Source organism: Cellulomonas sp. P4_A2 (assembly GCF_056402515.1).
Window position 1 is genome coordinate 76,268 of sequence record NZ_JBFUHG010000002.1, and the last position, 25,140, is coordinate 101,407.

At 71.8% G+C, this 25,140-nt stretch carries 25 protein-coding genes; 8 read left to right on the forward strand and 17 right to left on the reverse strand.

All coding sequences use genetic code 11. The annotated features are described in order from the left end of the window. Window positions 1–35: 35 nt before the first annotated feature. From AC1DUE_RS03145 to hrcA, 8 genes are all read right to left on the reverse strand, one after another. Window positions 36–1,646: an alpha/beta hydrolase family protein gene (locus AC1DUE_RS03145; RefSeq protein ID WP_477037932.1), complete on the reverse strand. Its 1,611-nt coding sequence runs from the start codon at window positions 1,644–1,646 to the stop codon at window positions 36–38. Between the two features lie 5 nt (window positions 1,647–1,651). After that, on the reverse strand, window positions 1,652–2,566 hold the full coding sequence (gene era, locus AC1DUE_RS03150; protein WP_477037933.1) for a GTPase Era: 915 nt from the start codon (window positions 2,564–2,566) through the stop codon (window positions 1,652–1,654). Continuing rightward, entirely contained in the window at window positions 2,563–3,912 is a 1,350-nt protein-coding gene (locus AC1DUE_RS03155) for a hemolysin family protein (RefSeq protein WP_477037934.1), read from the reverse strand. Before AC1DUE_RS03155 ends, era begins: the two co-directional genes overlap by 4 nt. Beyond that, window positions 3,909–4,361 carry an rRNA maturation RNase YbeY gene (ybeY, locus tag AC1DUE_RS03160; RefSeq protein ID WP_477037935.1) on the reverse strand — a complete coding sequence of 151 codons (453 nt, stop codon included), beginning with the start codon at window positions 4,359–4,361 and terminating at the stop codon, window positions 3,909–3,911. Before ybeY ends, AC1DUE_RS03155 begins: the two co-directional genes overlap by 4 nt. A gap of 7 nt (window positions 4,362–4,368) precedes the next feature. Then, window positions 4,369–5,379: a PhoH family protein gene (locus AC1DUE_RS03165; RefSeq protein ID WP_477037936.1), complete on the reverse strand. Its 1,011-nt coding sequence runs from the start codon at window positions 5,377–5,379 to the stop codon at window positions 4,369–4,371. 86 nt (window positions 5,380–5,465) lie between these two features. Continuing rightward, window positions 5,466–6,224 carry a 16S rRNA (uracil(1498)-N(3))-methyltransferase gene (locus AC1DUE_RS03170; RefSeq protein ID WP_477037937.1) on the reverse strand — a complete coding sequence of 253 codons (759 nt, stop codon included), beginning with the start codon at window positions 6,222–6,224 and terminating at the stop codon, window positions 5,466–5,468. Window positions 6,225–6,237: 13 nt separating this feature from the next. After that, window positions 6,238–7,365 carry a molecular chaperone DnaJ gene (dnaJ, locus tag AC1DUE_RS03175; RefSeq protein ID WP_477037938.1) on the reverse strand — a complete coding sequence of 376 codons (1,128 nt, stop codon included), beginning with the start codon at window positions 7,363–7,365 and terminating at the stop codon, window positions 6,238–6,240. Window positions 7,366–7,408: 43 nt separating this feature from the next. Continuing rightward, window positions 7,409–8,431: a heat-inducible transcriptional repressor HrcA gene (gene hrcA, locus AC1DUE_RS03180; RefSeq protein ID WP_477037939.1), complete on the reverse strand. Its 1,023-nt coding sequence runs from the start codon at window positions 8,429–8,431 to the stop codon at window positions 7,409–7,411. A 167-nt stretch (window positions 8,432–8,598) separates the two neighbouring features. Here hrcA and AC1DUE_RS03185 point away from each other — a divergent pair, with 167 nt between their 5' ends. Further along, the gene (locus tag AC1DUE_RS03185) at window positions 8,599–9,456 is read left to right on the forward strand and encodes a DUF3097 domain-containing protein (RefSeq protein WP_477037940.1); all 858 of its coding nucleotides are present in this window, start codon (window positions 8,599–8,601) and stop codon (window positions 9,454–9,456) included. 48 nt (window positions 9,457–9,504) lie between these two features. Here AC1DUE_RS03185 and AC1DUE_RS03190 read toward each other — a convergent pair whose 3' ends face one another. The 3 genes from AC1DUE_RS03190 to lepA form a co-directional block, all read right to left on the reverse strand. Continuing rightward, window positions 9,505–10,518, reverse strand: coding sequence for a hypothetical protein (locus tag AC1DUE_RS03190; protein WP_477037941.1), 1,014 nt, complete (start codon window positions 10,516–10,518; stop codon window positions 9,505–9,507). Window positions 10,519–10,619: 101 nt separating this feature from the next. Further along, window positions 10,620–11,834: a radical SAM family heme chaperone HemW gene (hemW, locus tag AC1DUE_RS03195; RefSeq protein ID WP_477037942.1), complete on the reverse strand. Its 1,215-nt coding sequence runs from the start codon at window positions 11,832–11,834 to the stop codon at window positions 10,620–10,622. After that, window positions 11,831–13,711 carry a translation elongation factor 4 gene (gene lepA / locus AC1DUE_RS03200; protein ID WP_477037943.1) on the reverse strand — a complete coding sequence of 627 codons (1,881 nt, stop codon included), beginning with the start codon at window positions 13,709–13,711 and terminating at the stop codon, window positions 11,831–11,833. The genes hemW and lepA overlap by 4 nt, the downstream gene beginning before the upstream one ends. A gap of 108 nt (window positions 13,712–13,819) precedes the next feature. On the opposite strand from lepA, the gene AC1DUE_RS03205 reads away from it, so the two are divergent. Then, a complete protein-coding gene (locus tag AC1DUE_RS03205; protein ID WP_477037944.1) occupies window positions 13,820–14,539 on the forward strand; it encodes a maleylpyruvate isomerase family mycothiol-dependent enzyme in 720 nt (239 codons plus the stop codon). Between the two features lie 93 nt (window positions 14,540–14,632). Here the strand turns inward: AC1DUE_RS03205 and AC1DUE_RS03210 are convergent, their stop codons facing one another. After that, on the reverse strand, window positions 14,633–15,265 hold the full coding sequence (locus AC1DUE_RS03210; protein ID WP_477037945.1) for a hypothetical protein: 633 nt from the start codon (window positions 15,263–15,265) through the stop codon (window positions 14,633–14,635). Window positions 15,266–15,487: 222 nt separating this feature from the next. Between AC1DUE_RS03210 and AC1DUE_RS03215 the strand changes: the two genes are divergently transcribed. Next, a complete protein-coding gene (locus AC1DUE_RS03215) occupies window positions 15,488–16,624 on the forward strand; it encodes a sensor histidine kinase (protein WP_477037946.1) in 1,137 nt (378 codons plus the stop codon). Next, on the forward strand, window positions 16,621–17,289 hold the full coding sequence (locus AC1DUE_RS03220; protein ID WP_477037947.1) for a response regulator: 669 nt from the start codon (window positions 16,621–16,623) through the stop codon (window positions 17,287–17,289). The genes AC1DUE_RS03215 and AC1DUE_RS03220 overlap by 4 nt, the downstream gene beginning before the upstream one ends. A 12-nt stretch (window positions 17,290–17,301) precedes the next feature. On the opposite strand, the gene AC1DUE_RS03225 is transcribed toward AC1DUE_RS03220, so the two are convergent. The 3 genes from AC1DUE_RS03225 to AC1DUE_RS03235 are packed head-to-tail and all read right to left on the reverse strand — an operon-like array spanning window position 17,302 to window position 20,653. After that, window positions 17,302–18,141: a transglutaminase family protein gene (locus tag AC1DUE_RS03225; RefSeq protein ID WP_477037948.1), complete on the reverse strand. Its 840-nt coding sequence runs from the start codon at window positions 18,139–18,141 to the stop codon at window positions 17,302–17,304. Further along, window positions 18,138–19,067 carry an alpha-E domain-containing protein gene (locus AC1DUE_RS03230; RefSeq protein ID WP_477037949.1) on the reverse strand — a complete coding sequence of 310 codons (930 nt, stop codon included), beginning with the start codon at window positions 19,065–19,067 and terminating at the stop codon, window positions 18,138–18,140. Before AC1DUE_RS03230 ends, AC1DUE_RS03225 begins: the two co-directional genes overlap by 4 nt. Next, complete coding sequence (locus AC1DUE_RS03235) at window positions 19,061–20,653, reverse strand: circularly permuted type 2 ATP-grasp protein (RefSeq protein ID WP_477037950.1); 1,593 nt, start codon at window positions 20,651–20,653, stop codon at window positions 19,061–19,063. Before AC1DUE_RS03235 ends, AC1DUE_RS03230 begins: the two co-directional genes overlap by 7 nt. Before the next feature lie 156 nt (window positions 20,654–20,809). Between AC1DUE_RS03235 and AC1DUE_RS03240 the strand changes: the two genes are divergently transcribed. Both AC1DUE_RS03240 and rpsT read left to right on the forward strand, forming a co-directional pair. Further along, window positions 20,810–21,301 (forward strand): type II toxin-antitoxin system PemK/MazF family toxin, encoded by a 492-nt coding sequence (locus tag AC1DUE_RS03240; RefSeq protein WP_477037951.1) that lies wholly within the window; start codon window positions 20,810–20,812, stop codon window positions 21,299–21,301. Window positions 21,302–21,498: 197 nt separating this feature from the next. Next, complete coding sequence (rpsT, locus tag AC1DUE_RS03245) at window positions 21,499–21,759, forward strand: 30S ribosomal protein S20 (protein WP_028046688.1); 261 nt, start codon at window positions 21,499–21,501, stop codon at window positions 21,757–21,759. A gap of 150 nt (window positions 21,760–21,909) precedes the next feature. Here the strand turns inward: rpsT and AC1DUE_RS03250 are convergent, their stop codons facing one another. Then, window positions 21,910–23,232: a helix-turn-helix domain-containing protein gene (locus tag AC1DUE_RS03250; protein WP_477037952.1), complete on the reverse strand. Its 1,323-nt coding sequence runs from the start codon at window positions 23,230–23,232 to the stop codon at window positions 21,910–21,912. A gap of 92 nt (window positions 23,233–23,324) precedes the next feature. Beyond that, entirely contained in the window at window positions 23,325–23,465 is a 141-nt protein-coding gene (locus AC1DUE_RS03255) for a hypothetical protein (protein WP_477037953.1), read from the reverse strand. A gap of 211 nt (window positions 23,466–23,676) precedes the next feature. On the opposite strand from AC1DUE_RS03255, the gene AC1DUE_RS03260 reads away from it, so the two are divergent. Both AC1DUE_RS03260 and AC1DUE_RS03265 read left to right on the forward strand, forming a co-directional pair. After that, the gene (locus AC1DUE_RS03260; protein WP_477037954.1) at window positions 23,677–24,405 is read left to right on the forward strand and encodes an EAL domain-containing protein; all 729 of its coding nucleotides are present in this window, start codon (window positions 23,677–23,679) and stop codon (window positions 24,403–24,405) included. 96 nt (window positions 24,406–24,501) lie between these two features. Further along, a complete protein-coding gene (locus AC1DUE_RS03265; protein ID WP_477037955.1) occupies window positions 24,502–25,125 on the forward strand; it encodes an EAL domain-containing protein in 624 nt (207 codons plus the stop codon). Window positions 25,126–25,140 lie beyond the last annotated feature (15 nt).

Consider the following 25,140-nt stretch of genomic DNA (forward strand, 5'->3'; position numbering starts at 1 on the left):
GAGCCTCAGGTACACAACGAGCGGCCACCCTGTGGTCAGATGCCCAGCTGGTAGACACCCCAGTAGGCGAGCACCACGAGAAGGATGCCCGAGCCAACCACACCGCCCCATAGGACCAAGGTCCGCAGGACGCCGGGCGCCGGGCGTGCACCGGCACCCCGAGCCCGACGGTACTGCCGCACGAGCAGCACCGCAGCGACCACGACGGCGATTCCGAGGACGCGGACGAGGATCCAGCCGCCCTGCACCACGAGGTCGTCGCGCTGGTAGTTCAGGGCGAGCCGGGCGATCGAGACGATGTACCAGACCAGCGCGACCAGCGTGACGATCGCACCGACGCCGACCGCGACCAGCCGAGGCAGGATGCCGTGCGCGAACCGGTGTCCCACCGGCGCGTCGCCGCGCACGGTGACCGCCTCGATGCCACGGGCAACCCCGATCGCGACGGGCCCGAGCAGGATCAGCAGCACGGCGAGCCCGAGGAGCACCAGCACCACGTCGCTGTTCCAGACCGGGTGCGGCACCGGCGCGGCGAGGTACGTCTGCACCGGCTGGTCGCCGGCGACGCGCGGCTCGGATGCCGCCGTCCCGGGCAGCCCGAGGATCCAGCCCGACAGGTCGTCGAGGAACGCGGCGTCGACGACCCCGTCCACCCGGATCCCGTGGTTGGCGCCCGCGTAGTACCGCACGGTGATGTCGCTGTTCTCGGCCAGGGCGGTGTCGTCGATGATCTGCTGGGCGCCCTGGATCGTCGGCATCGAGATGTCGCCGGTGCCGTAGACGACGAGGACCGGTTGGTGCATGCGGCGCTGGTACGGCGTGACGTCGAAGTCGGCGTACTCGAACCCACCGCCCGGGATCGACATGCCGACCGCGCGCGGGATCGCCCGGAACACGCCGTCAGGCACGCCGGTGTTGCGCAGGTAGGAGTCGACCGCGAACGCGGCCTGCTCGCGCGGCGGGACCACCGGCGACGACACCTGGACGACGAACGCGACGTCCGGGTGCTCGGCCGCGAGCACCGGCGCGATCCAGCCGCCCTCGCTCTCGGCGTACAGGCCCACCTTGTCCGGGTCGACGCCCGGGTAGGACTGCAGGAACTTCACGGATGCGGCGTAGTCCTCGGCCATCGCGGGGTAGTCGCGGTGGCGGGTCGTGTACGTGTCGAGCCGCTTGTTGGGCACCATCGCGACGATGCCCGAGGCCGCCAGCGCCTTCGCCTGCGCGAGGAACGCGATCTTGTACTCGCCCGTGCCCGCACCGTGGATGAACACCACGCCCGGCTTCGGCTCGTCGAGGCCGACGGGCTCGCTGATCCGCGCGTCGATCGTCGTCCCGTCCAGCTGGACCGTCACGACCGTCGTCTTGACCTCGTACTTCCCGACCGTCCCCGCGCTCCCGATCGCGGTCGACGCCGTCTGCACCTGCAACGGGTCGGTCAGCGGGGTCGGGTCCCACTGCGGCCCGAGGATGGACCCCAGCACCGCCAGCACCACGACGCCGACCACGGTGCTCGCCGCGATCCCCAGCGCGGACCGGGTCCGGCTGCCGCTCTCGGGCGCACGCGAGGTCCCGCGCGGCGCGACCGACGTCTCGGGGCTCGACACCACCGACCCGCTCGACGTCTCGACGTCCTTCTTCAGCATGTCGTCTAGAAGCCCATCTTCCCGAGCTGCTTGGGGTCACGCTGCCAGTCCTTGGCGACCTTGACGTGCAGGTCGAGGTAGACGCGCGCGCCGAGGAGTGCCTCGATCCCGCGACGCGCCTCGCTGCCGACGTCGCGCAGCCGGGCACCGCCCTTGCCGATGATGATCGCCTTCTGGCTGTCGCGTTCGACGAACAGGTGGACGCGCACGTCGAGCATCGGCACCCCGCCCGCGGCCGGCTCGTCGCGCGGCACGATCTCGTCGACGACGACCGCCAGCGAGTGCGGGAGCTCGTCGCGCACGCCCTCGAGCGCGGCCTCCCGGACCAGCTCGGCGACCATGACGGCCTCGGGCTCGTCGGTCAGCTCGCCCTCCGCGTAGAGCGGCGTCCCCTCGGGCAGGTGCCCGATGAGGACCTTCTCCAGGACGTCGACCTGGTAGCCGCCGACCGCCGAGACCGGAACGATGTCGGCCCACTCGCCCAGCTCCTGGACCTGCATGAGGTGCTCGGCCAGCTTGCCCTTGCCGACCAGGTCCGCCTTCGTCACGACCGCGACGACTGGCGTGCCCCGGCCGTCGCGCGCGAGCTCGGTCATCTGCTCGGCGATGAACCGGTCGCCGGGGCCGACGCGCTGGTCGGCGGGCAGGCAGAACCCGACCACGTCGACCTCGGTCAGCGTGTCCTTGACCAGCGCGTTGAGCCGCTCGCCGAGCAGCGTGCGCGGCCGGTGCAGGCCAGGGGTGTCGACGAGGATCAGCTGCGCGTCGGGGCGGTGCACGATGCCGCGGATGGTGTGCCGCGTCGTCTGCGGCCGGCCGGACGTGATCGCGACCTTCTGGCCGACCAGCGCGTTGGTCAGCGTCGACTTGCCGGCGTTGGGTCGCCCGACGAAGCAGGCGAAGCCGGATCGGAAGGTCATCGGGTTGCTCCGTGGTTGTCGGACGCGGGGTCACGTGTGGAACCCGCGCTGTCCTGCTCGTCGTCGGGCTCGGGGCCGACCTTGCCGATCTGGCTCACCAGGACGGTGGCCAGCCTGCGACGCCGACCCTCGACGCGGTCAGCGACGAGGTGCAGCCCGTGGATGTCCCCGGCGGACCCGAGCAGTGGAACTTTACCCAGTGCCTTGGCCAGCAGGCCGCCGGCGCTGTCCACGTCCTCGTCGTCGACCTCGATGCCGAACAGCTCGCCGAGCTCGTCGCGGCCAAGCCTGGCCGGAACCCGGAACACGCCGTCACCGAGGTCCTCGACCACCGGCGCGGTGGGGTCGTGCTCGTCGGTCAGCTCGCCGACGATCTCCTCGAGGGCGTCCTCGATGGTGACGAGCCCCGCGATCCCGCCGTACTCGTCGACCACCATCGCCATGTGCGACGACCCGTCCTGGAGCTCGCGCAGGAGCTCGTCGACGGGCTTGGACTCGGGCACGAACACCGCGGGCCGCGCCAGGGAGCTGGCCGGGGCGTCGAGCATGGCCTGCTGCTCATTGTTGTTCGAGCGGCCGGTGGGTGCGATCGGCAACCGCCGCACGACGTCCTTGAGGTACAGGACGCCGGTCAGGTCGTCGACCGACTCCCCCGTCAGCGGCACGCGGGAGAACCCCGACCGCAGCAGCAGGGCGAGCGCCTTGCGCACGGGCGTGTCCTCGGGCGTGGTGACCATGTCGGTGCGCGGGACCATCACCTCGCGCGTGAGCGTGTCGCCCAGCTCGAGGACCGAGCGGAACATCTCCCGCTCCTCGTCCTCGATCACGTCCGACTCGCTGACGCGCTGGACCATGTCGCGCAGCTCGTCCTCTTCCTCCTCGGCCGACCCCGCGGTCGGCCGGCCCACCGCACCGAGCCGCCCCGCGACCGCGGTGACCGCGGTGAGCGGCCACGACAGGGCCGTGAGGGTGCGGGCCGGGTGCCGCCGGCCGAGCGTGCGCGGGCTGGCCCGCACGAGGAGGAACGCGACCAGGCCGCACAGGGCGACGGAGATCAGCAGGACCGCCCACCAGGGCAGGTCTCCCGACCCGACGGCGAGCGTGATGCAGACGGTCGCGGTCATCTCCGTGAGGAGCCGCACGAACGCGGCCGCGGCGGCGACCCGGCTCGGGTGCTCGGTCAGGGCACGCACCCGCCCGGCGGCGGGGTGCCGCTCGGCGACCAGCTCGGAGACCGCCGCGCGCGACACGCGCACCACCGCGATCTCGCCCGCCGACAGGGCCGCGGCGGCAGCGATGCCGAGGACCGCCAGCAGGACGAGGAGCGCGGCGGGGACGTCGGTCATCGCGACGCCAGGAACGTCAGCAGCAGCTGGCGCTGGAGGGCGAACATCTCCTTCTCCTCGTCCGGCTCGGCGTGGTCGTACCCGAGCAGGTGCAGGAGCCCGTGGGTGGTGAGCAGCAGGAGCTCCTCGGCGGTCGAGTGCCCGGCGGCGCGCGCCTGCTGGGCGGCCACCTCGGGGCACAGGACCACGTCACCGAGCAGGCCGACCGGGGACGGCTCGCCCTCACGACCGGGGCGCAGCTCGTCCATGGGGAACGACAGGACGTCCGTCGGACCCGGCTCGTCCATCCACTGCACGTGCAGGTCCGTCATCGCGTCGGTGTCGACCAGGCGGATCGAGACGTCGGTCTGCGGGTGCACGTGCATCGCGTCCAGCACGTACCGCGTCAGCGCGGCGAACTCCGCCTCGTCGACGTCGTACCCGGACTCGTTGTTCACATCGACGCTCATGCCGCTCTCAGTTCCTGTCCCAGCGCGCGTACGCGTCGATGATCTCGCTGACCAACCGGTGCCGGACGACGTCCGACGAGCCGAGGCGGCAGAACGCCACGTCGTCGACACCCGAGAGCACCTGCTCGACCACCCGCAGCCCCGACGTCGTCGCCGACGGCAGGTCCACCTGCGTGACGTCCCCGGTGACGACCACCTTGGACCCGAAGCCCAGGCGGGTCAGGAACATCTTCATCTGCTCGACGGTCGTGTTCTGCGCCTCGTCGAGGATGATGAACGCGTCGTTCAGGGTCCGCCCGCGCATGTACGCCAGCGGTGCCACCTCGATGGTGCCGGCCTCCATGAGCCGCGGGATGGCCTCCGGGTCGACCATGTCGTGCAGCGCGTCGTACAGCGGGCGCAGGTACGGGTCGATCTTGTCGGAGAGGCTGCCGGGCAGGAACCCGAGCCGTTCGCCGGCCTCGACCGCGGGCCGCGTGAGGACGATGCGGTGCACCGTGCGGTCCTGCAGCGCCTGAACGGCCTTCGCCATGGCGAGGTAGGTCTTGCCGGTGCCCGCCGGACCGATGCCGAACGTCACCGTGTGCCGGTCGATCGCGTCGACGTACTCCTTCTGCCCGGACGTCTTGGGCCGGATGGTGCGCCCGCGGCTGGACAGGATGTTGAACGAGAGGATGTCGGCCGGGCGGACCGTCGACGCCGCCGTGAGCATGGTCACCGAGCGGGCCACGATGTCCGGGGTGAGCGGCGTGCCGCTCGCGGCCATCTCGACGAGCTCGTCGACGAGCCGGGAGACGAGCGCGACGTCGCCGACCGGACCTGCCAGCGTGACCTCGCTGCCCCGCACGTGGATGTCCACCGTGGTGAAGCCGGTCTCGATCGCGCGCAGGACCTCGTCCTGGAGGCCGAGCAGCTCCACCATGGAGATGTCCGACGGCACGGTGATCCGGTGCTCGACGCGAGCCGGCGCGCCGTGGGCGCGGGCTGGGCGTGCGGGGTTGGGCGTTGGTTCGGCCATGTGCTCGGCGTGCGCCGTGGGCTCCTTGTCAGCGATGTGTTCGTGCAGGGTGCAAGTCTACGAGCCCTGGCCCACAAGAGTCCCCGTCATACCCAACGTCCCAGCCGCTGCGCGAGGATCGCGATCGCGACGGGTCCTGCCGTCGAGGTGCGCAGCACGTGCGGACCCAGCCGGACCGCGCCCGCGCCCGCATCGGTCAGGCGGGCGAGCTCGACCTCGCCGATCCCACCCTCGGGCCCGACGACGACCAGGCACTCCCCCGTGGTCGGCAGAGCGACCTCCGCGATCGGGGCTGCCGCCTCCTCGTGCAGGACGAGCACGACGCCGCCGGCGGCGACCACGGACCGGATGCGCTCGGCGAGCGCCCGGCCGTCCAGCGCGACCTCGACGTCGGGCACGCGGGCGCGGCGCGACTGCTTCGCGGCCGCCCGCACGGTGCCCAGCCAGCGCGCCCGGCTCTTGGCGGCGCGGTCGCCCCGCCACACGACGATCGAGCGCTCCGCCTGCCACGGGACCACCGCGTCGACGCCGACCTCGGTGGCCGCCTCAATCGCCATCTCGTCGCGGTCGCCCTTGGCCAGCGCCTGCACCAGCACCAGCGGTACGGCCGGCGCGGGCTCGATGACGACCTCGGTCACCGCGACGGCCACACCGTCGGCCGTCACCGCGTCGACCACGCCGACGAGGCGCACCCCGGCACCGTCGACGACGTCGACCCGCTCACCGGGGGCTCGTCGCTGGACGACGCCGGCGTGCCGGCCCTCCGTACCGCCGAGCAGGTACGTGCCGCCGGCGACGACGTCCCGGAGGCTCCCGGGGTCGGCCAGGAAGACGGGCGCGCTCATCCGGACCGGCCGCTCAGCGGCCGGACAGCTTGTCGCGCAGCTTGGCGAACACGCCCGAGCTCGACCCGGCGAAACGCGCCTCCGGGCGCTCCTCGTCGCGCAGCGCCGCGAGCTTGCGCAGCAGCTCGGACTGCTCGTCGTCCATCGCCGTCGGAACCTGGACGTCGACGTGGACGTGCAGGTCGCCCCGCCCGCCGATGTGCAGGTGCCCGACACCCAGGTTCTTGAGCGTGATGATCTGCGACGGCTGCGTGCCGGGTCGCAGGTCGACCTCCCGCGGACCGTCGAGCGTGTCCAGGGTCAGCACGGTGCCGAGCGCCGCGGCGGTCATCGGCACCTGGAGCGTCGCGTGCAGGTCGTCGCCGCGGCGGACGAACGTGTCGTTCTTGCGCTCGCGCACCTCGAGGTACACGTCACCGGCCGGGCCGCCGGCGGGGCCGACCTCGCCCTGGCCCGTGAGCTTGATGCGGGTGCCCGTGTCCACGCCCGCGGGGACGTCGACGCTCAGGGTGCGACGCGACCGGACCCGGCCCTCGCCCGAGCACTCGGTGCACGGCTCGGGGATGACGCTGCCGAACCCGTGGCACGCCGCGCACGGTTGGGTGGTCATGACCTGACCGAGGAACGAGCGGGCCACGCGCTGCACGGAGCCGCGGCCGCCGCAGACCTCGCACGTGCGGGGCGAGGTGCCCGGCCGGCAGCACGTGCCCGAGCAGGTGGGACAGACGACCGCGGTGTCGACGGGGACGTCGCGGTGCACGCCGAACGTCACGTCGGCCAGGTCGAGGTCGAGGCGGACCAGTGCGTCCTGGCCACGACGCGCCCGCGGGATGGGACCGCGCTGTTGCGCGGCGCCCGTCGCGGCACCGAAGAACGTCTCGAAGATGTCCTGGAAGCCGAAGCCGCCACCCATGCCCCCACCGGGCGACGACGGGTCGCCGCCCATGTCGTACGCGCGACGCTTCTCGGGGTTGCCGAGCACGTCGTAGGCGCGCGACACGTCCTTGAAGGTGTCCTCGGACCCGGCGTCCGCCCCGGCGACGTCCGGGTGGTGCTCGCGCGCGAGCTTGCGGTACGCCTTCTTGATCTGCTCGGGCGTCGCGTCCCGCGGCACGCCGAGGATCTCGTAGTAGTCGGTCACGGGAGGATGTGCTCGCTTCCGGTGGGAGTGCTGGTCAGGTCCGTCATTGGGCGAGGATCCGCGTGAGGTAGCGCGCGACCGCGCGCACCGCGGACATGGTCGCCGGGTAGTCCATGCGCAGGGGGCCGATGGAGCCGATGCGCGCCACCGAGCCGCTTCCCTCGTCGCCGTAGCCGGTGGTCACGAAGCTGGTCTCGACGAGGCCGTCGTGCTGGGTCTCGCGACCGATCCGCACGGTGACCGCCTGCGTGTCCTCGGCCATCTCCGAGAGCAGCCGCAGCAGGACGACCTGCTCTTCCAGGGCTTCGAGCACCGGCCCGATCGAGCGCACGTCGGTGCCACCGGCGCGTGCAAGGTTCGCGGTGCCCGCGAGCACGACGCGCTCCTCGCTCTCCTGCGCCAGCGTCTCCTCGAGCACCGCGACGACGCTGCGGACGAGATCCTGGTCCGCGGGCTCGAACGCCGGCGTCAGGTCCGCGAGCGCCACGGGCAGCTCGGACAGCCGACGACCTGCGGCGCTCACGTTCAGCCGGGCGCGCAGGAGGGCGACGACCGACTCGTCGAGGTCGCGGTCCAGCTCGAGCGTGCGCTGCTCGACGCGCCCGGTGTCGGTGATGAGCACGACGAGCAGGTGCCGCTGGCCCACGGGCACGAGCTCCACGTGCCGCAGTGCCGACCGTCGCAGCGAGGGGTACTGCACGACCGCGACCTGCTGCGTCAGCTGCGCGATGACGCGCACCGCCCGGTCGACGACGTCGTCGAGGTCCTGCGCGTTCTCCAGGAACGTACCGATCGCGCGGCGCTCCGGGCTGGACAGCGGTTTGACGCTCGAGAGCTGGTCGACGAAGAGCCGGTAGCCCTTGTCGGTGGGCACGCGACCGGCCGAGGTGTGCGGCTGCGCGATGTAGCCGCCCTCCTCGAGGGAGGCCATGTCGTTGCGGATGGTGGCCGGCGAGACCCCGAGGGAGTGCCGCTCGACCAGCGCGCGCGACCCGACCGGCTCGCGGGTGGCGACGTAGTCCTCGACGATCGCGCGCAGGACGTCCAGACGCCTGTCGTCGCTCATCTCTCGCCTCCTCGCCCAGCCTCGTGGTTCGCGCACGCACGCCGGTAGCACTCGCCCGGCAGGAGTGCCAATGCTACGCCGCGCCGCCGACACCACCGGGTGCTCCGCGCACAGCGGAACCGGCGCGCCCCGACGACCCCCGTGCGGCGGCCACCTACGCTGCCCGGGTGAACCAGGACCGCTACGGCTCCGACGTCCTGCGTGGCTCGGGCTCGACACACCATCGCGCACCACGCACCAGCCGCCCGCAGGCGGCCGAGACCGGCCTCGTCGTGGAGGAGGTCACCACCGGCTGGGTCGGTGCGGTCGTCCGCGTCGAGAAGTCCGGTGGCATCCACGTGGTCGTCCTGGAGGACCGCGCCGGCCGCACCCGCACGTTCCCGCTCGGCCGGGGCTTCTGGGTGGACGGCGAACCCGTGGCGCTCACCGCGCCGGTCCGCGCGACCGCACCCGCCAAGCCCACCCGCACGGCCTCCGGCTCGGTCGCGGTGCACGACGCCCGGGCGCGCGTCGCCCGCGGAAGCCGGATCTGGGTCGAGGGCAAGCACGACGCCGAGCTGGTGGAGAAGGTCTGGGGCGACGACCTGCGCCTCGAGGGCGTCGTGGTCGAGCTCCTCGACGGCGTCGACAACCTGCCCGACGCGATCCGCGACTTCGCCCCGGGTCCGGGCCGCCGCGTCGGCGTGCTCGTCGACCACCTCGTCGCCGGGGCCAAGGAGAGCCGGATCGCCGCGGAGGCCGTCCGTCTGGCCCCCGCCGGGACGGTGCTCGTGCTGGGCCACCCGTACGTGGACGTCTGGCAGGCGGTCCGGCCCGAGCGCATCGGCCTGAGTGCCTGGCCGACGATCGAGCGCGGCACCGAGTGGAAGCACGGCATCCTGCGCGAGCTCGGCTGGCCGGCGCAGGACCAGGCCGATGTCGCGCGGGCGTGGCAGCGGATCCTGCGCTCGGTCCGCAGCTACGCCGACCTCGAGCCCAGCCTGCTCGGCCGCGTCGAGGAGCTCATCGACTTCGTCACCACATGACGGTGCCCGGCCCTCGCGGACGAGGACCGGGCACCGGGTGTGGAGCGGTCAGGCGACGGCGGCGATCGGGTCGCCGAGCAGCCGCTTGAACAGGAACGCGCTCGCGAGGAGCACGACCGGGACGGCGACGAGCAGGCCGATGCCGCACAGGATGGCGCCCGCAGCCAGGATCAGGATGCTGAGCAGGTAGAACAGGATCGTCGTCGACAGGTTCGCCGTGATGAGCTGGTAGCTCGCCTTGATGGCGTCCACCGGCGCGAGCTGCTTGCCGATCACGAACCAGAACGTGAAGAACAGCAGGAAGTTCACGACGAGCGAGACGAGCCCCCCGAAGAACGGGATGAGGCTGAGCACCACGGAGATGCCGGTCAGGATCAGGGCCGTCACGATCACCGGGCCGGCGTCGACGAACCGGAAGAAGTCGCCGAAGCCGATCGGGCGCCCCTCCGTCACGTCGAGCGCCGCCTTGATGAAGACCGCCTGGATCAGGTAGCCGATCAGCGAGGCGACCAGCGTCAGCACGATGAACCCGAACGAGAACCCGATCCGCCCGCCGGCGGTCGTCCGGAACAGGTCGCTGAACCCGCCGAAGATCGCCGCGACGATCGAGAACGCGACGATGAAGATGACGAACCACACGACGCCGGCGCCGATGAACAGGCCGCCGTGGCGCGTGAACGCCTTCCAGCCGTACCCGAAGGACTCACCGAGCGGCGAGGGCGGCGGCGGGGCGTAGCCGCCGGCGGGCGGCGGGGCGTATCCGGGCGGCGCGGGCGGGTAGGCACCGGGCGGCTGCTGGCCGTAGCCGGGCGGGTAGGCGCCCGGAGCGGGCTGCCCGTACTGCGGAGCCGGCGGCGGCGGGTACGCACCCGGGGCAGGCTGACCGTACGGAGCCGCCGGGGGTGCAGGCGGAGCGGGCGGCGGAGGCGGGGGCGCGACCGGCGGAGCGGGCGGCGGAGGAGGCGGGGCGGCGGGTGGCTGGGCCGGAGGAACCGGCGGCTGCGGGTCAGGTGCGACGGGCTCGCCGTCGTTCGGCGGCGTTCCGCCCGGGTTCTCGCTCATGCGTGGCCTCCCTGGTCACGGGCGGTCGTCGCCCAGCGGACAGCGAACCGAAGCCGCACACCCGTGTCAAGGAACCGCATCAAACCCGGCATGTCGGCTCGTCAGCCGGCGAGGCTCCTGACGACGGCGTCCGCGAGCAGCCGACCGCGACGCGTCAGGACGAGCCGTCGCCCGGCGAGAGCGGCCGTGCCGTCCACCAGACCGTCCGCGATGAGCCCAGCGACCGCGGGCCGCGCGTCGGTCGGCAGCGCGTCGATCGGCAGCCCGTCGGAGAGCCGAACGCCGAGCATGAGCCGCTCGAGCAGCTCACCGTCGCCCGTGACGATCTCCCGACCGGCCGCGGGGCTCAGCCCGCGGTCGAGCCGGTCCGCGTACGCGCGCGGGTGCTTGACGTTCCACCAGCGGACCCCGCCGACGTGGCTGTGCGCGCCCGGCCCGACCCCCCACCAGTCGTCGCCGCGCCAGTACGCGAGGTTGTGCCGGCACTCGGTGGACCGGTCGCGCGACCAGTTGCTCACCTCGTACCAGTGCAGGCCGGCGGCCTCGAACAACTCGTCGGCGAGCTCGTACTTCGTCGCCTGGTCGTCGCCGTCGGGCAGCTCGAGCTCGCCGCGGCGCACCTGCACGGCCATGCGCGTGCCCGCCTCGACGACGAGCGCGTACGCCGAGACGTGGTCGACCCCGGTGTCCAGCGCGGCCTCGACGCTGGTGCGCCAGTCGTCGACCGACTCCCCCGGCGTCCCGTAGATGAGGTCGAGCGAGACGGCCAGGCCGGCGTCCTTCGCCCAGCGCACGACGTCCGGGATGCGTCGGGGGTCGTGGGTGCGTTCGAGGGTGGCCAGCACGTGCGGCACCGCGGACTGCATGCCGAACGAGACCCGCGTGAAGCCGGCCGCCGCGAGCGCCTGCAACGACTCCGGCGTGACCGAGTCGGGGTTCGCCTCGGTCGTCACCTCGACGTCGTCGGCGAACCCCCACGCGTCCCGGACGCCGCCCAGCATGCGCGACAGGTCCGGGACGGACAGGACCGTGGGCGTGCCGCCGCCGACGAAGACGGTCTGCACCGGCCTGGCGGGCAGGATCGAGGCCGCGAGCGCGATCTCCTTCAGCGCGGTGTCCGCGTACGCGTTCTGGCTCGCGCCGCCGCCCAGCTCCGTGGCCGTGTACGTGTTGAAGTCGCAGTACCCGCAGCGCACCGTGCAGAACGGCACGTGCAGGTAGACGCCGAAGGCACGCTCCGACAGACCCTCGAACGCCGACTGCGGCAACGATCCGTCGTCGGGCGCAACGTCCCCTTCGGGGAGCGCTGGACTCACTTCTTCTTCGCGTCCTTGCCACCGGCGGAACCGGCCGGCTCGCTGGAGAGCGCGGCGATGAAGGCCTCCTGCGGCACGTCGACCCGTCCGATCGTCTTCATGCGCTTCTTGCCCTCCTTCTGCTTCTCCAGGAGCTTGCGCTTGCGCGTGATGTCGCCGCCGTAGCACTTGGCCAGGACGTCCTTGCGGATGGCGCGGATGGTCTCGCGCGCGATGATCCGGGCGCCGATCGCGGCCTGGATGGGCACCTCGAACTGCTGGCGCGGGATGAGGTCCTTGAGCTTGGCCGTCATCATGACGCCGTACGCGTAGGCCTTGTCCTTGTGCACGATCGCGCTGAACGCGTCGACCGTCTCGCCCTGCAGCAGGATGTCGACCTTGACCAGGTCGGCCTCCTGGTCGCCGATGCGCTCGTAGTCGAGGCTCGCGTAGCCGCGCGTCTTGGACTTCAGCTGGTCGAAGAAGTCGAAGACGATCTCGGCCATCGGGAGCACGTAGCGCAGCTCGACGCGGTCCTCGGACAGGTAGTCCATGCCCTGGAGCTCGCCGCGCTTGGTCTGGCAGAGCTCCATGATCGCGCCGATGAACTCGCTCGGCGCCAGGATCGTGCCCTTGACCATGGGCTCGTTGACGGCCCCGATCTTGCCCGAGGGGAACTCGCTCGGGTTGGTCACCGTGACCACGCTCTTGTCCTCGAGCGTGACCTCGTAGACGACGTTCGGCGCGGTCGAGATGAGGTCGAGGTCGAACTCACGCTCGAGCCGCTCGCGGACGATCTCGAGGTGCAGCAGCCCGAGGAAACCGACGCGGAACCCGAACCCGAGCGCCACCGACGTCTCGGGCTCGTAGTTGAGCGCGGCGTCGTTGAGCTTGAGCTTGTCGAGCGCGTCGCGCAGCACCGGGTAGTCCGTACCGTCGATCGGGTACAGGCCCGAGAACACCATGGGCTTCGGGTCGGAGTAGCCGCCCAGCGCCTCGGCGGCCGGCTTGCTCGCGTTGGTGACGGTGTCGCCGACCTTCGACTGGCGCACGTCCTTCACGCCCGTGATCAGGTAGCCGACCTCGCCGACGCCGAGGCCCTTCGTCGGCACTGGCTCCGGGGAGATCACGCCGATCTCGAGCAGCTCGTGCGTCGCGCGGGTCGACATCATGACGATCTTCTCGCGCGGGTTCAGGTTGCCGTCGACCACGCGGACGTACGTGACGACCCCGCGGTAGGTGTCGTAGACGGAGTCGAAGATCATCGCGCGGGCCGGGGCGTTCGCGTCGCCGGTGGGCGGCGGGACGAGCTCGACGATGCGGTCCAGCAGCTCCGTGACGCCCTCGCCGGTCTTGCCCGAGACGCGCAGGCAGTCCTCGGGCTCACCACCGATGAGCTTGGCCAGCTCCTCCGCGTACTTCTCGGGCTGCGCGGCCGGCAGGTCGATCTTGTTGAGCACCGGGATGATCGTCAGGTCGTTGTCGAGCGCGAGGTACAGGTTCGCCAGCGTCTGGGCCTCGATGCCCTGCGCGGCGTCGACGAGCAGCACGGCACCCTCGCAGGCGGCGAGCGACCGCGACACCTCGTAGGTGAAGTCGACGTGGCCGGGCGTGTCGATCATGTTCAGCGCGAACGCGTCGTCACCGACACCCCACGGCATGCGCACGGCCTGCGACTTGATGGTGATGCCGCGCTCGCGCTCGATGTCCATCCGGTCCAGGTACTGCGCACGCATGGCTCGCGCGTCGACCACGCCCGTGAGCTGCAGCATGCGGTCCGCGAGCGTCGACTTGCCGTGGTCGATGTGCGCGATGATGCAGAAGTTGCGCAGCAGCTCCGGCGGCGTGGCCGCGGGGTGGATGCGCGACGAGGCGGCGGCACCGGGGATCGGGGACAAGCGGACTGGCTCCTGGGATAGGTGTTGCTCCGGCGTTGGCGCCGTAGCGACGAACGGTGACCGCCGACGCCCTGTCGGGTCGCGTGCGGTCGGTACCACCATGGTCCCATGACGACGCACCCTCCTGTTTCAGAAGCTGCGCCCGCCGCGACCCTCGACCTCCTGACCGACCTGTCCGATCTCCAGGGCCAGTTCCTGGCGACGATCCCCGAGGTCGACCCCACCACCCGCGTCCCCTGGTGCGGCCGCTGGCGCGTGAAAGACCTCGTCGTCCACCTCGCCCGGATCCACCACTGGGCCGCCGGGCAGGCACGCCGGAAGCAGGAGACCCCGCTGGGCCGCGGGCCGTTCGTGCTGGAGGACCTCTACCGCGAGTGCGCCGCCGAGCTGCTCGACACGCTCACCTCGCTCGGCCCCGATGCAGAGTCGTGGACGCTCGACGGGAACGGGCCGGCGTCCTTCTGGCACCGCCGCCAGACCCACGAGACGCTCGTGCACCTGTGGGACCTGCGCACCGCGGGCGACCTCGACCTCGCCATCGAGCCGGTGCTCTGGGCGGACACCGTCGCCGAGGTGGTCACCGTCATGCAGCCGCGCCAGGAGCGGATGGGCCGCATGGAGCCGCTGCCCGCGCCCGTCGGCCTGCACGCCACCGACGCCGACCGTCTGTGGTTGCTCGGCGGTGCCGGAGAGCCCACGGTCCGGGTCTCAGGCAGCGCGAGCGACCTCGCGCTCCTGCTGTGGGGGCGCCGCTCCCCCGACGCCCTGCGGGTCGACGGGGACCGGGCCGCGCTCGATGACGCCCTCGCCCGCCGGCTCACGCCCTAGTCGACGGGCGCAGGAGAGCGCCCGGCCGGTCGAGCTGGCCGGGGGCTCTGATACGAGTCGCGCGTGGAACCGCGGGACGAGGTCTGTCGCTGGTCAGACTGCCTTGACGAACACGCCGTCGCTGAACGAGATCAGCTCGGCCACGTTGAAGACCATGCCCGGCAGCGCAGCGGGGTCGACGGCGAAGTAGATGTAGCCCGAGCCGGTTCCGCCCTCGTAGAGGTCGGCGACGTCGGAAAGGTTGCCGAGCGTGCCGCCCGAGCCCTCGGAGACCATGACGTCTTCGTACGACTCACCGGTCGGCGCGACCAGCGTGACCGTGACGGCCAGCCACGGGGTGACCTTCTCGGTGCCGGTGTTCGTCAGCGTGACCGGCACGCGGACGTACGCGGTACCCGCAGGGGCGTCCTCGTTGAACTGGTTCGCGGCCTTGACGGCCTCGGTGACACCGTCCACCTCGACCGCGCCCAGCGTGACGGCCAGGTCGTCGGTGCCCACGGGCGTGCCGAACACGAACGGGTCCTTGAAGGTGCCCTTCGGCTCGGGTGCTGCCTCGGCGACCGGCTCGGGTGTGGTGTCCTCGGCGACCGGGGCCTCGGCGGTGGCGGCGGCCTTGGCCGGCGGGGCTTCGACCTCGCTCATGCCACCGCAGGCGGTCAGCGTGAGGGTGAGCAGGGCAGCCCCGGCGGTCGCCGCGAGCCACGTCTTCCTAGCGGTGCTGAACATGTCGTGCTCCTTCTGTGGTCCTGCATCCGTCTCGGTCGTCTCTGCCGGACGGGGTGCTGAAGTCCTGACGCCACCGGCTCATCGTGGAAGCGAGCCACGAGAGCGGGGCGGTCGGTGACGGTTCAACAGTGCCCGGGCACGCCGCTGACCAGGTCCGACGATCGGTCCGACCCGTGTCGTACGAAGGTCGACTCCACGAGCCCGCGCCCCTACGGTGGGCGAATGACGCGGCCGGCAGTGCCGTCACGGCTCGACCTCACCGTCGCCGTGCTCGCGGCACTGTGCGGTGTGACCGTCGTGCTGGTCCGCGACGAGGGTGGCGCCGCCGTCCACGGGGTTCCCGTCGAGCTGCTCGCCCAGGTGCTCGCATCGATGGCCCTGCTCCTGCGCTCGTCGTTCCCAGGGCCCGTCCTGCTGGCCACGACGTTGCTGTGCTGGGTGTCGCCGGCACCGGCCGCACTGGTCGCGGCGCACTCGACCGGGCGCGAGGTCGCCTCGACCCGGGCCAGCGCGCTGTGGATCGCCGCGGCGGCGTTGCTCGTCGGACCCGTGGAGGCGTTCACGGCACCCCACGTCGTCCCGGCCGCCACCGTCGCGTACGTCGTCGCGATCCTCGTGCCCTGGCTGATCGGTCGCGCCGACCGCGACACCCAACGTCGGGCAGCCGAGGCGGCCGTGCGCGCGACCCGCGCACAGGACCGAGCCGCCGAGACCGCGCGGACCGCCGAGAGGGAGCGGCTGACCCGCGAGACCCATGACACCGTCGCGCACCGGATCAGCGTCATCGTGCTCACCGCGAACCTGCTCGAGACCTCCGACCCGTCCCCGGCCGTGCACGAGGCCGCCGAGCGGATCCGGCACGAGGGACGGCTCGCGACCGACGACCTGCGCGAGGTCTTCGGCCTGGAACGCCGCTACCCGCCCGACGACGACCCCGACGACGTCCTCGCCGTCCTGAGCCGGCTGACGCAGGAGGCACGGGCCGTCGGACAGCCGATCGAGCTCGACGTCCAGGTCTCCGCCGACGAGCTGCGCGGCGCGGCCGGGTCCGTCGTGACGCTCGTCGTGCGCGAGGCGTTGACCAACGCGACCGCGCACTCGCCCGGCGCGGCGACGAGGGTCGTCGTCCGGTCCGCCGACCGCGACCGCCTGCAGGTCGTCGTACGCAACGACCCGCCGGCCCACGGTGTGGTCCGCGGTCCCGGCCAGGGCGCCGGGCTCGCGGGCATGGCCGACCGCGTGCGCAGCGCCGGTGGGACGACGACGGCCGCGGCGACGGGTGACGGCGGCTTCCTCGTCGAGGCGTTCCTCCCCCGGTCACCACGAGCCCTGGAACCGACCTCGCCGGAGGCGACATGAGCACCACCGCGAACGGCACGGTCCGTGTCCTCGTCGTCGACGACGAGGAGCTGTTCCGGCTCGGCATCACGCAGATGGTCGAGGTCGCCGACGACCTCACCGTCGTCGGGTCCGCCTCGGACGGGCGCGCGGCGATCGAGCAGGCGGCCGCCCACCGGCCGGACGTCGTGCTGATGGACATCCAGATGCCGGAGCTCGACGGTGTCGCCGCCGCGGCCGAGATCCTGCGCGCGCGACCCGAGACCGCGGTCGTCCTGCTCACGAGCTTCCTCTACGACGAGTACCTCCTTCCGGCACTGCGGGCGGGGGTGTCGGGCTACCTGCTCAAGGACAGCTCCCCCGACGAGCTGCGACGAGGGATCCGCGCGGCGGCCGACGGCGACGCGGTCCTGTCCCCGGCCGTGACGCGCCGGCTGCTGGACTCGGTCGGTCCCGGCCTCGACCCGCGGCACGCCCGGGCGGTGCGAGCGGTCGGCGCTCTGAGCGACCGGGAGCGCGAGATCGTCGCGCTGCTGGCCGACGGCCTCTCGAACGCCGAGATCGCCCGGCGGACGTTCCTCGCCGAGACGACCGTCAAGACCTACCTCACGCGCGCCATGGACAAGCTGGGCGTCGCCAACCGGACGCAGGCGGCGATCCTGGCCGTCGAGGCCGGCATCGCCTGACCCGCGAGCGCGTCAGGCCTCGCGCGTGATCTCCACCGTCACGGAGGTCTCCTGCGTGCCGGCACCGGCGAAGATCCCGCGCAAGGGCGGGACGTCGTCGTACGAGCGTCCCCGCGCGATCACCACGTGGTGGTCGCCCGCGATCGCCCGGTTGGTCGGGTCGTAGGCGAACCACTCGCCCACCCACCACTCGACCCAGGCGTGCGAGTCACCGCTGACCGTCGTGCCGATCTCGACCTCGTCGTCCGGGTGCAGGTAGCCCGAGACGTACCGGGCGGGGATGCCGATGGACCGCAGTGCCCCGGACACCAGGTGCGCGAGGTCCTGGCACACGCCGGCGCGCTTGGCCCAGGCCTCGGACGCCGGGGTGTGCACCGTCGTCGCGCCCGGGATGTACTCGACCTCGTCGCGCAGAGCGTTGCTCACGGCGAGCGCCGCCTCCGCGGGCGGCAGGTCGGCCGCGACGCGACGGGCCAGCTCGACGACGTCCTCGGGCGGTGCCGTGGTCGGCGTGTCCGAGAGGAACTCGGCGAGCCGGTCGCGCAGCTCGGTACCGCGCAAGGTCTCCCAGCCGGCCGGGTTGCGCAGCGGCTGGCGCTCCGCGACGTCGACGAGGTGCTCGGCTGTCACGACCATCGACTCGTGCGGGGTCAGCACCTCGAACGCGGACACAGCCGTTCCCCAGTAGTCGCGGTACTCGGACCAGCCCGTGTGCGGGTGGACGTCGATCTTGGACTCCAGCACCGTCTGACCCTGCTGGGTCAGCGGCGTCATCCGCGCCTCGTTGTACGACGCGAGCACGGGGCTCGCGTACTGGAACGCGGACGTGTGGACCACTCGCAGCCGGCTCACAGCGCTTCTCCCACCCAGTTCGTCGCGGAGCCGCTCGGGAAGTACCGGCCCCGGATCGCGTCCGACGCGGCCGAGCAGGCCCGCTGCACGCGCTCCATCTCCTTGGGCAGCGCATCGAGGACCTCGATGAGCGGCCGGTACTCCAGGTTCGTCCGGACGTAGCCGATGTGCCGCCGGGCGTCGTCGACCGCAGCCCGGTCCGCCGTCGGCTCGAGGGCCGCCAGGCACGACTCCGCCTGGTTGAGCGCGAAGACGATCGACCGCGGGAACAGCTGGTCGGTCAGCAGGAACCCCGCAGCCCGCTCGTCGGACGCGGCACCGCGGTACATCCGCAGGAACGCCTCGTGCGCGCCGCAGGAGCGCAGCAGCGTCGTCCAGCTCGGCCCGGCCGACCCGGCGAGCGCGCGCGTGGTCAGGAGCCGTGCGGTCATGTCCGCCCGCTCGATCGAGCGGCCCAGCACCATGAAGTTCCACGTGTCGTCGCGCGAGGTCGCGGAGTCCGTGATCCCGGCGACGACGGCGGCGCGCTCGCGCACCCACGTGAAGTAGTCGTGCGGGCGGGCCGGGCGCATGTGCGAGGGCAGCTGGTTCCACGTCGCGTTGAGCGACTCCCAGAGCTCGGTCGAGATGGTCTCCCGGGCCCGTCGCGCGTTCTCCCGCGCCGAGACCAGCGACCCGGCGATCGACGACGGCGCGAACCGGTCGTACGCCAGCATGTCGAGCACGTACTCGCGGCCGACCATCACGTGGCTCGGCTCCGCGGGCCGGTCCATCACGGACAGCAGCGACCGGCAGGCCAGGTCCTCCTCCGCCCACGGGTCCTCGAGCAGGATCTGCACGTGGACGTCGAGCAGGCGCGCCGTGTCGTCGGCACGCTCGACGTACCGCCCGATCCAGAACAGTGACTCCGCGATGCGGCTCAGCACACGCCACCACCTCCGACGGGGAACTCGCGAACCAGCTGCTGCTGCTGCATGACCTGAGCGCGCATGTCGTTCGGGTTGGACTCGATCGGGACCGCCTCGTCCTGCGCGACCGACTGCGGCAGGTCGGACCCGTGCCGCACGGCCCGGCGCGGCACAGCGCCGCCGAGCACCCAGGTGTCCTTGGACCCGCCGCCCTGCGACGAGTTGACCACCAGCTCGCCCTCGGGCAGCGCCACGCGCGTCAACCCGCCCGGCAGGACGAACACCGACTCGCCGTCGTTCACCGCGAACGGCCGCAGGTCGGTGTGCCGCGGCCGCAGCTTGTCGCCGATGAGCGTCGGGATGGTGGACAGCTGCACGACGGGCTGCGCGATCCATCCGCGCGGGTCCTCCCGCAGCCGGACCCGCAGCGCCGCCAGCTCATGGCTGGTCGCCTTCGGCCCGACCACGAGCCCCTTGCCGCCCGACCCGTCGACGGGCTTCACGACGAGCTCGTCGAGCCGGTCGAGCACCTCCTCGAGCGCGTCGGGCTCCTCGAGCCGCCACGTGTCGACGTTGCGCAGGATCGGTTCCTCGGAGAGGTAGTACCGGATCAGGTCCGGCACGTAGGTGTAGACGAGCTTGTCGTCGGCCACGCCGTTGCCGACCGCGTTGGCGATGGTGACGGTCCCGTTCCGCGCGCACGTCATCAGCCCGGGGCTGCCCAGGAACGAGTCGTTGCGGAACACGACCGGGTCCAGGTAGTCGTCGTCCACCCGGCGGTAGATCACGTCGACACGGCGGCGGCCCTGGGTCGTGCGCATCCAGACGCGTCCGCTCGCGCAGAACAGGTCGCGGCCCTCGACCAGCTCGACACCCATCATCCGCGCGAGCAGCGAGTGCTCGTAGTAGGCGCTGTTGAAGACGCCCGGCGTGAGCACGACGACCGTCGGCTCGTCCACGCCGTGGGGCGCGGCGGCCGTCAGCGCCGCCAGCAGCCGACGCGGGTAGTCGGCGACGGGCCGGATCCGCAGCGCGGCGAACAGCTCGGGAAAGGTCTGCGCCATCGCCCGGCGGTTGGACAGGACGTAGCTGACGCCCGACGGGACGCGCACGTTGTCCTCGAGCACCCGCCAGCCGTCGAGGCTGTCGCGGATGAGGTCGATCCCCGAGACGTGGACGCGCACGCCGTTGGGCGGGGTGATGCCCCGGGCGGCGCGCAGGAAGTTCGTCGACGAGACGACGACCGACCGCGGGATGACGCCGTCCGCGATGGCGCGCTGCGGACCGTAGACATCGGCGAGGAATGCCTCGAGCGCCCGCACCCGCTGGGCCACGCCGGGAGCGACGTGCTCCCACTCGTCCCCGGCGACGACGCGCGGGACGACGTCCAGCGGGAACGGTCGCTCCTCGCCGGCGAAGTCGAAGGTGACGCCCTGGGCGAGGTAGGAACGGGCCAGCGTCTCCGCCCGGCCGCGCAGCTCGCCGGCGCTCAGCTCGGCCAGCGCCGTGTGCAGACCCTTGTAGGCCGCGCGGGATCCCCCGTCGGCGCCGATCATCTCGTCCCAGGCCGCGCCCGCTGGGTAGTCCTCGAACAGGTCCGCCATGTTCCGGACAGTATCCGCCCGGTGATAACGGCGCGTTACGAACCGCCCCGCCCGGTAACAGAACGCGCACGTGGGACCGCTAGGGTGCGTGTCCACGTGCGCCCGGCACCTGCCGAAACCCCACCGGCCCGGCCCGTGACCGCTACGTTTCTGACCGTGACTCGCGCGACCCGCTGGCCGGCCCTGCACCGGCTCCTCGCCCGGTTCAGGCGTACCCCGGCAGCCGCCCCGCCCCACCGGGTCGTCCTGCCCGACCACGGCGGGGTCGTCCACCCGACGTACGCGCCGAGCCTGGACGGTGACGCCGACCCCGGCGAGATCGTCTGGGGCTGGGTGCCGTACGAGGAGGACACCTCCCAGGGCAAGGACCGACCCGTCCTCGTCATCGCGCGGGCGGGCACCAACGTGCTCGGCCTGATGCTCACGAGCAAGGACCACTCCCGCAACGCCGCCGCCGAGGCCCGCCACGGACGGGTCTGGCTCGACATCGGCTCCGGGAGCTGGGACGCGCAGCGCCGACCCAGCGAGGTCCGGCTCGACCGCGTCGTCCAGCTGCACCCGACCGCGTTCCGGCGTGAGGGTGCCGTCATGGACCGCGCCCTGTTCGACCGCGTGAGCGCCGCGCTCAGGGAGTGCAAGGGCTGGTGAGCCCGGCCGGGGCGGGGGCCCTGCGGGTTTCGGTCTGACCCCACTGTGCTGCTAACATGGTCAGTCGCGTGTCCGCCCGGGTCGGCGGGCACAAGCCCAGTTCCTCTCCGCGGGTGTCCCCACGCCCCAGTCCCGGAGCTGTGTGCGCCCTCTAGACCTGTCAGATCGCTTCGGCGAACGCACAAGAGAGTCCCTACGTGGCCAACATCAAGTCCCAGATCAAGCGCATCACCACCAACGAGAAGGCGCGCCTGCGCAACAAGGCGGTGAAGTCTGAGCTCAAGACGCACATCCGTCGCGTCCGTGAGGCCGTCGCCGGTGGCGACAAGGACGCCGCCAACACGGCGCTCGTGTCCGCCTCGCGCAAGCTCGACAAGGCCGTCTCCAAGGGCGTCATCCACGCCAACCAGGCGGCCAACAAGAAGTCGGCGCTGGCCAAGTCGGTCGCCGCGCTCTGAGCCCTGCTCAGTCTGCCTGCACGAAGCTTTCACGAACGGGGTCGGCCTTCGGGTCGGCCCCGTTCGTCGTCGTCCGAGGCATGGCTCCGATGCCCAGGTACGACGAAGGCGCCACCCGGACGGGAGGCGCCTTCGTCGTGTGCAGTCCGATCAGGCCAGCGACCAGGTCTCCCAGGAGCTGAGCGGCACGGTCGGCCGGAAGCCGGCCTCCCGCAGTGCCCGGTCGTACGCCTCGGCGGCACCGGAGGTGTCGCCGTGCAACGCGTACCGGTCACCGAGATCGCGCCAGGCAGCCGCAGACTGCCGTGACGCGGACATCATGCCGAGCATGTCTGCCGCCAGGCGGTAGGCACGTGCGGACCCCTCGAGGTCGCCCCGAGCGTGCAGGGAGTCCCCGAGCGAGAGGTGCGCGATCGCGGTCTCGACGCGCGGGGGCTCGCCGAGACGCTCGAGTGCGGCGGTCGCGAACTCCTCAGCAGCGCCGACGTCCCCCAGCAGGAGGTGCGCCCGCGAGCGCTCGACATCGACGCGTGCCAGCTCGAGCTCCGAACCGAGCACGGCCAGGTCCGGGGCCGCACGCTCGATCTGCTCGAGCGCTGCCGTCGGGTCCGCCGGCTCGGAGCGCAGCAGGAGCCACGCGTAGTTGAGCCGGAGCCGAGGAAGGTCGCGGTCGGGCTCACCCTCCGAGAGGAGCGCGAGCGCCCGCTCGGTGTAGCGCTGGGCGAGCTCGTAGTCCCGGCGCTGCTCGGCCACGAGAGCAGCGTTCCAGTACACGCTGCCCCGACCGCGTGGCGTCCCGAGCGACTCGGCCAGACGGACCAGCTCCGCCGCCCGGTGCGTGGCGTACAGGAGGTCGCCGCGCTCGACGTAGGCCCACAGGACCGTGGACGCCAGGCGAAGGTGCCCGTCCGTCCCCGTCAGCTCGGCGCTCTCCAGCTCGGTCAGCGTGTGCTCGCCGACCTCGACGGCACGGTGAAGGTCGCCGGCCTCGAGGTACGACGCGACCAGCGCGTTGGCCAGCTTGGCGGACTCGACGTGATGAGCACGGCTGCGCGCGTCCTCGAGCAGGGGTTCGAGGATCGCCACGGCGGACTCCAGGTCGCCGAGACCTTCGTGTGCACGGGCCAGCGTGGTGAGGGCCTCGACGCGGAGCGCCGGCGAGACGATGTCGAGGTCGAGGACCTCGAGCCGCCGCTTGGCGCCTGCTGCGTCACCCTGCGTCAGATCGAGCCGTGCATAGTCGATCTCCAGCCGGGTACGTGCCTCGTTCGGTCCGTCCTCACCGTGCTTGAGGAACTCGAGGGTGGTGCCCAGTCGGATAGCGAGCACAGCAAGGGCGGAGTCGGTCGGTTCACGATGACCCGCCTCGATCAAAGAGATGTAGCTCGGGGAGAACGCGGACCCGGCCAGTGCGGTCTGTGAAAGCCCCGCAGCAAGCCGGGCGTCGCGCACCCGGTCAGCAATCGTGGTCATGGTCAGTCATTGTATGTGTGACGTGGGCACGATGCACCACCCCTTCGGGGGGTGATGATGTGACGACGACCGCGTTCATCGCGATGCCAGGCTTACTGCGCGGTGCGGCAGCAGCCGGTCGCTCCGCCGTTGGTGGTGAAGCCCAGGGCGGTGACGGCGGCGGGGCCGCCGGTCAGGCCGAGCGTGACGACGAGGGCGGCGATGGCGATGGCGGACTTGATGGAGCGAGACATGGTGGATCTCCTGTCAATTTCAGCAAGGGGTTAGGTCAACACCATGATGACCGATGAAGGGCGAAGTAGTCCGCATGGTGGGCGTTTGGTAGGGGGATCGGGTGAAACTGAACGGTCTGTCACCCGTCCGATCGGGACCTTGGGCCCACTCATGAGAATTCCACCCACAGTTCCTCGTTCATAGGCTTGAAGTTGTGATGTCATAGTTCGCATGACACCGGACGACGCCGACGGCAGGCTCGCGGACCTCGCGGCCGCGGTGGAGGACGCCATCCCGCTGGCCCTCCGCCAGGAGTGGTCGCAGCGCATCGCTCGCGAGCCGGTCCTCGTCGCACGCCAAGGGATCTTCTCGGAGCACGGCCGTCCCTTCGCCTACCAGCTCTCCTTTAGGTCCCCTGACCAGCACACGGCAACCGCCACGACGTGGAACGCGCACCAGCATGAGCGCGCCACGGCACACGTCCTGGGAGCCACGTTCGGACGCGTCGACCTCGAGCACGTGGCCCACGGTCGGCTGCTCTTCGTTCGCTGCCCGCGGGCCTATCTCGTCGGCGAGCTCCCGGTGCCCGCTCGACCGGATCGCCTGGTCATAGAGATCAACGACGGTGTGACTATCGATCCCGCAGTGATCACCGGCATCCGCCGGCTGCGTGAGCAGGGCTTCCGGATCGCGGTCCCGTCGTTCGTCAGCAACCCCAACCAGCGTCGCCTCCTGCCGCACGCCGACTTCGTCAAGATCGACGTCCGCGACCTCGACGTCGAGGGGCCTCCCGTCGTGCACCTCGCACGGTCGTACGGCGCTCTGCTGGTGGCGGAGTTCGTCGAGAGCGCGGACACCCTGCGCCACGCGCGGGACCTGGGCTTCACGCTCTTCCAGGGCAACCTGCTGGAGCGCGCCGGCGTCCTGGACCGTGCCGGCGCACCCCGCGTCAACCACTGACCCCATGCACGTGGGTTCGACGCGCTCCCGTCACACCGGGTGCGTCCGATCGGGTGAACGGCGTCATAGATCCGTCGCAGCTCACTCTCATCCAGCGTGACCGTGGCCGCAGTCTCCCCCAGAACCCCCGCGAAGCTCCCGATCGCGCGTCAGCCGATCTGGACCTCCGACGGCCAGCTGTACGGCAACGAGTTCCTCTACCGGTCCCGGGACGGGCTGCCCGCCCAGGTCGACCGCTGGCGCTCGGACCGTCAGGACATCGCCACCGCGTCCGTCCTGGACGTGCTGTTCGGCGACGGGCCGCCCGGGGACCTGCACCCCGCGTTCGTCAACGTGACCCGCTCGTTCGTCGTCGACGACCGTCCCCTGCCTGCTCACGCGGGTCGGCTGGTCCTCGAGATCGTCGAGTCCGTGGCAGCCGACGACGCCGTCCTGGCGGGGCTCGCGCGGCTGCGGGAGCGCGGCTACAAGATCGCGATCGACGACTTCGCGGCAGAGTCCGACCAGATCGCGATGCTCCCCTACGCGGACTACGTGAAGATCGACGTCCGCGACGTCGACCGGGTCGGTCCGAGCATCGTGCAGCTCGCCCGGCGCAACGGTGCGGTGCTCGTCGCGGAGCGCGTCTGGAACGACACGCTGGTCCAGGAATGCCGGGCGCTCGGCTTCGAGCTCCTGCAGGGCGACGCGCTCGGACCCGCGATCACCCTCGTGGCCTAACGGGCGTCCCCCGAA

Bases quoted from the DNA above. Each gene is read 5' to 3' on its own strand.
- AC1DUE_RS03145 (WP_477037932.1), bottom strand. From the start codon at position 1,646: ATGCTGAAGAAGGACGTCGAGACGTCGAGCGGGTCGGTGGTGTCGAGC.
- AC1DUE_RS03165 (WP_477037936.1), bottom strand. From the start codon at position 5,379: ATGGCCGAACCAACGCCCAACCCCGCACGCCCAGCCCGCGCCCACGGC.
- ybeY (WP_477037935.1), bottom strand. From the start codon at position 4,361: ATGAGCGTCGATGTGAACAACGAGTCCGGGTACGACGTCGACGAGGCG.
- AC1DUE_RS03190 (WP_477037941.1), bottom strand. From the start codon at position 10,518: ATGAGCGAGAACCCGGGCGGAACGCCGCCGAACGACGGCGAGCCCGTC.
- AC1DUE_RS03155 (WP_477037934.1), bottom strand. From the start codon at position 3,912: ATGACCGACGTCCCCGCCGCGCTCCTCGTCCTGCTGGCGGTCCTCGGC.
- AC1DUE_RS03250 (WP_477037952.1), bottom strand. From the start codon at position 23,232: ATGACCACGATTGCTGACCGGGTGCGCGACGCCCGGCTTGCTGCGGGG.
- AC1DUE_RS03220 (WP_477037947.1), top strand. From the start codon at position 16,621: ATGAGCACCACCGCGAACGGCACGGTCCGTGTCCTCGTCGTCGACGAC.
- AC1DUE_RS03235 (WP_477037950.1), bottom strand. From the start codon at position 20,653: ATGGCGGACCTGTTCGAGGACTACCCAGCGGGCGCGGCCTGGGACGAG.
- AC1DUE_RS03170 (WP_477037937.1), bottom strand. From the start codon at position 6,224: ATGAGCGCGCCCGTCTTCCTGGCCGACCCCGGGAGCCTCCGGGACGTC.
- AC1DUE_RS03215 (WP_477037946.1), top strand. From the start codon at position 15,488: ATGACGCGGCCGGCAGTGCCGTCACGGCTCGACCTCACCGTCGCCGTG.
- hrcA (WP_477037939.1), bottom strand. From the start codon at position 8,431: ATGAGCGACGACAGGCGTCTGGACGTCCTGCGCGCGATCGTCGAGGAC.
- AC1DUE_RS03205 (WP_477037944.1), top strand. From the start codon at position 13,820: ATGACGACGCACCCTCCTGTTTCAGAAGCTGCGCCCGCCGCGACCCTC.
- era (WP_477037933.1), bottom strand. From the start codon at position 2,566: ATGACCTTCCGATCCGGCTTCGCCTGCTTCGTCGGGCGACCCAACGCC.
- AC1DUE_RS03255 (WP_477037953.1), bottom strand. From the start codon at position 23,465: ATGTCTCGCTCCATCAAGTCCGCCATCGCCATCGCCGCCCTCGTCGTC.
- AC1DUE_RS03210 (WP_477037945.1), bottom strand. From the start codon at position 15,265: ATGTTCAGCACCGCTAGGAAGACGTGGCTCGCGGCGACCGCCGGGGCT.
- AC1DUE_RS03260 (WP_477037954.1), top strand. From the start codon at position 23,677: ATGACACCGGACGACGCCGACGGCAGGCTCGCGGACCTCGCGGCCGCG.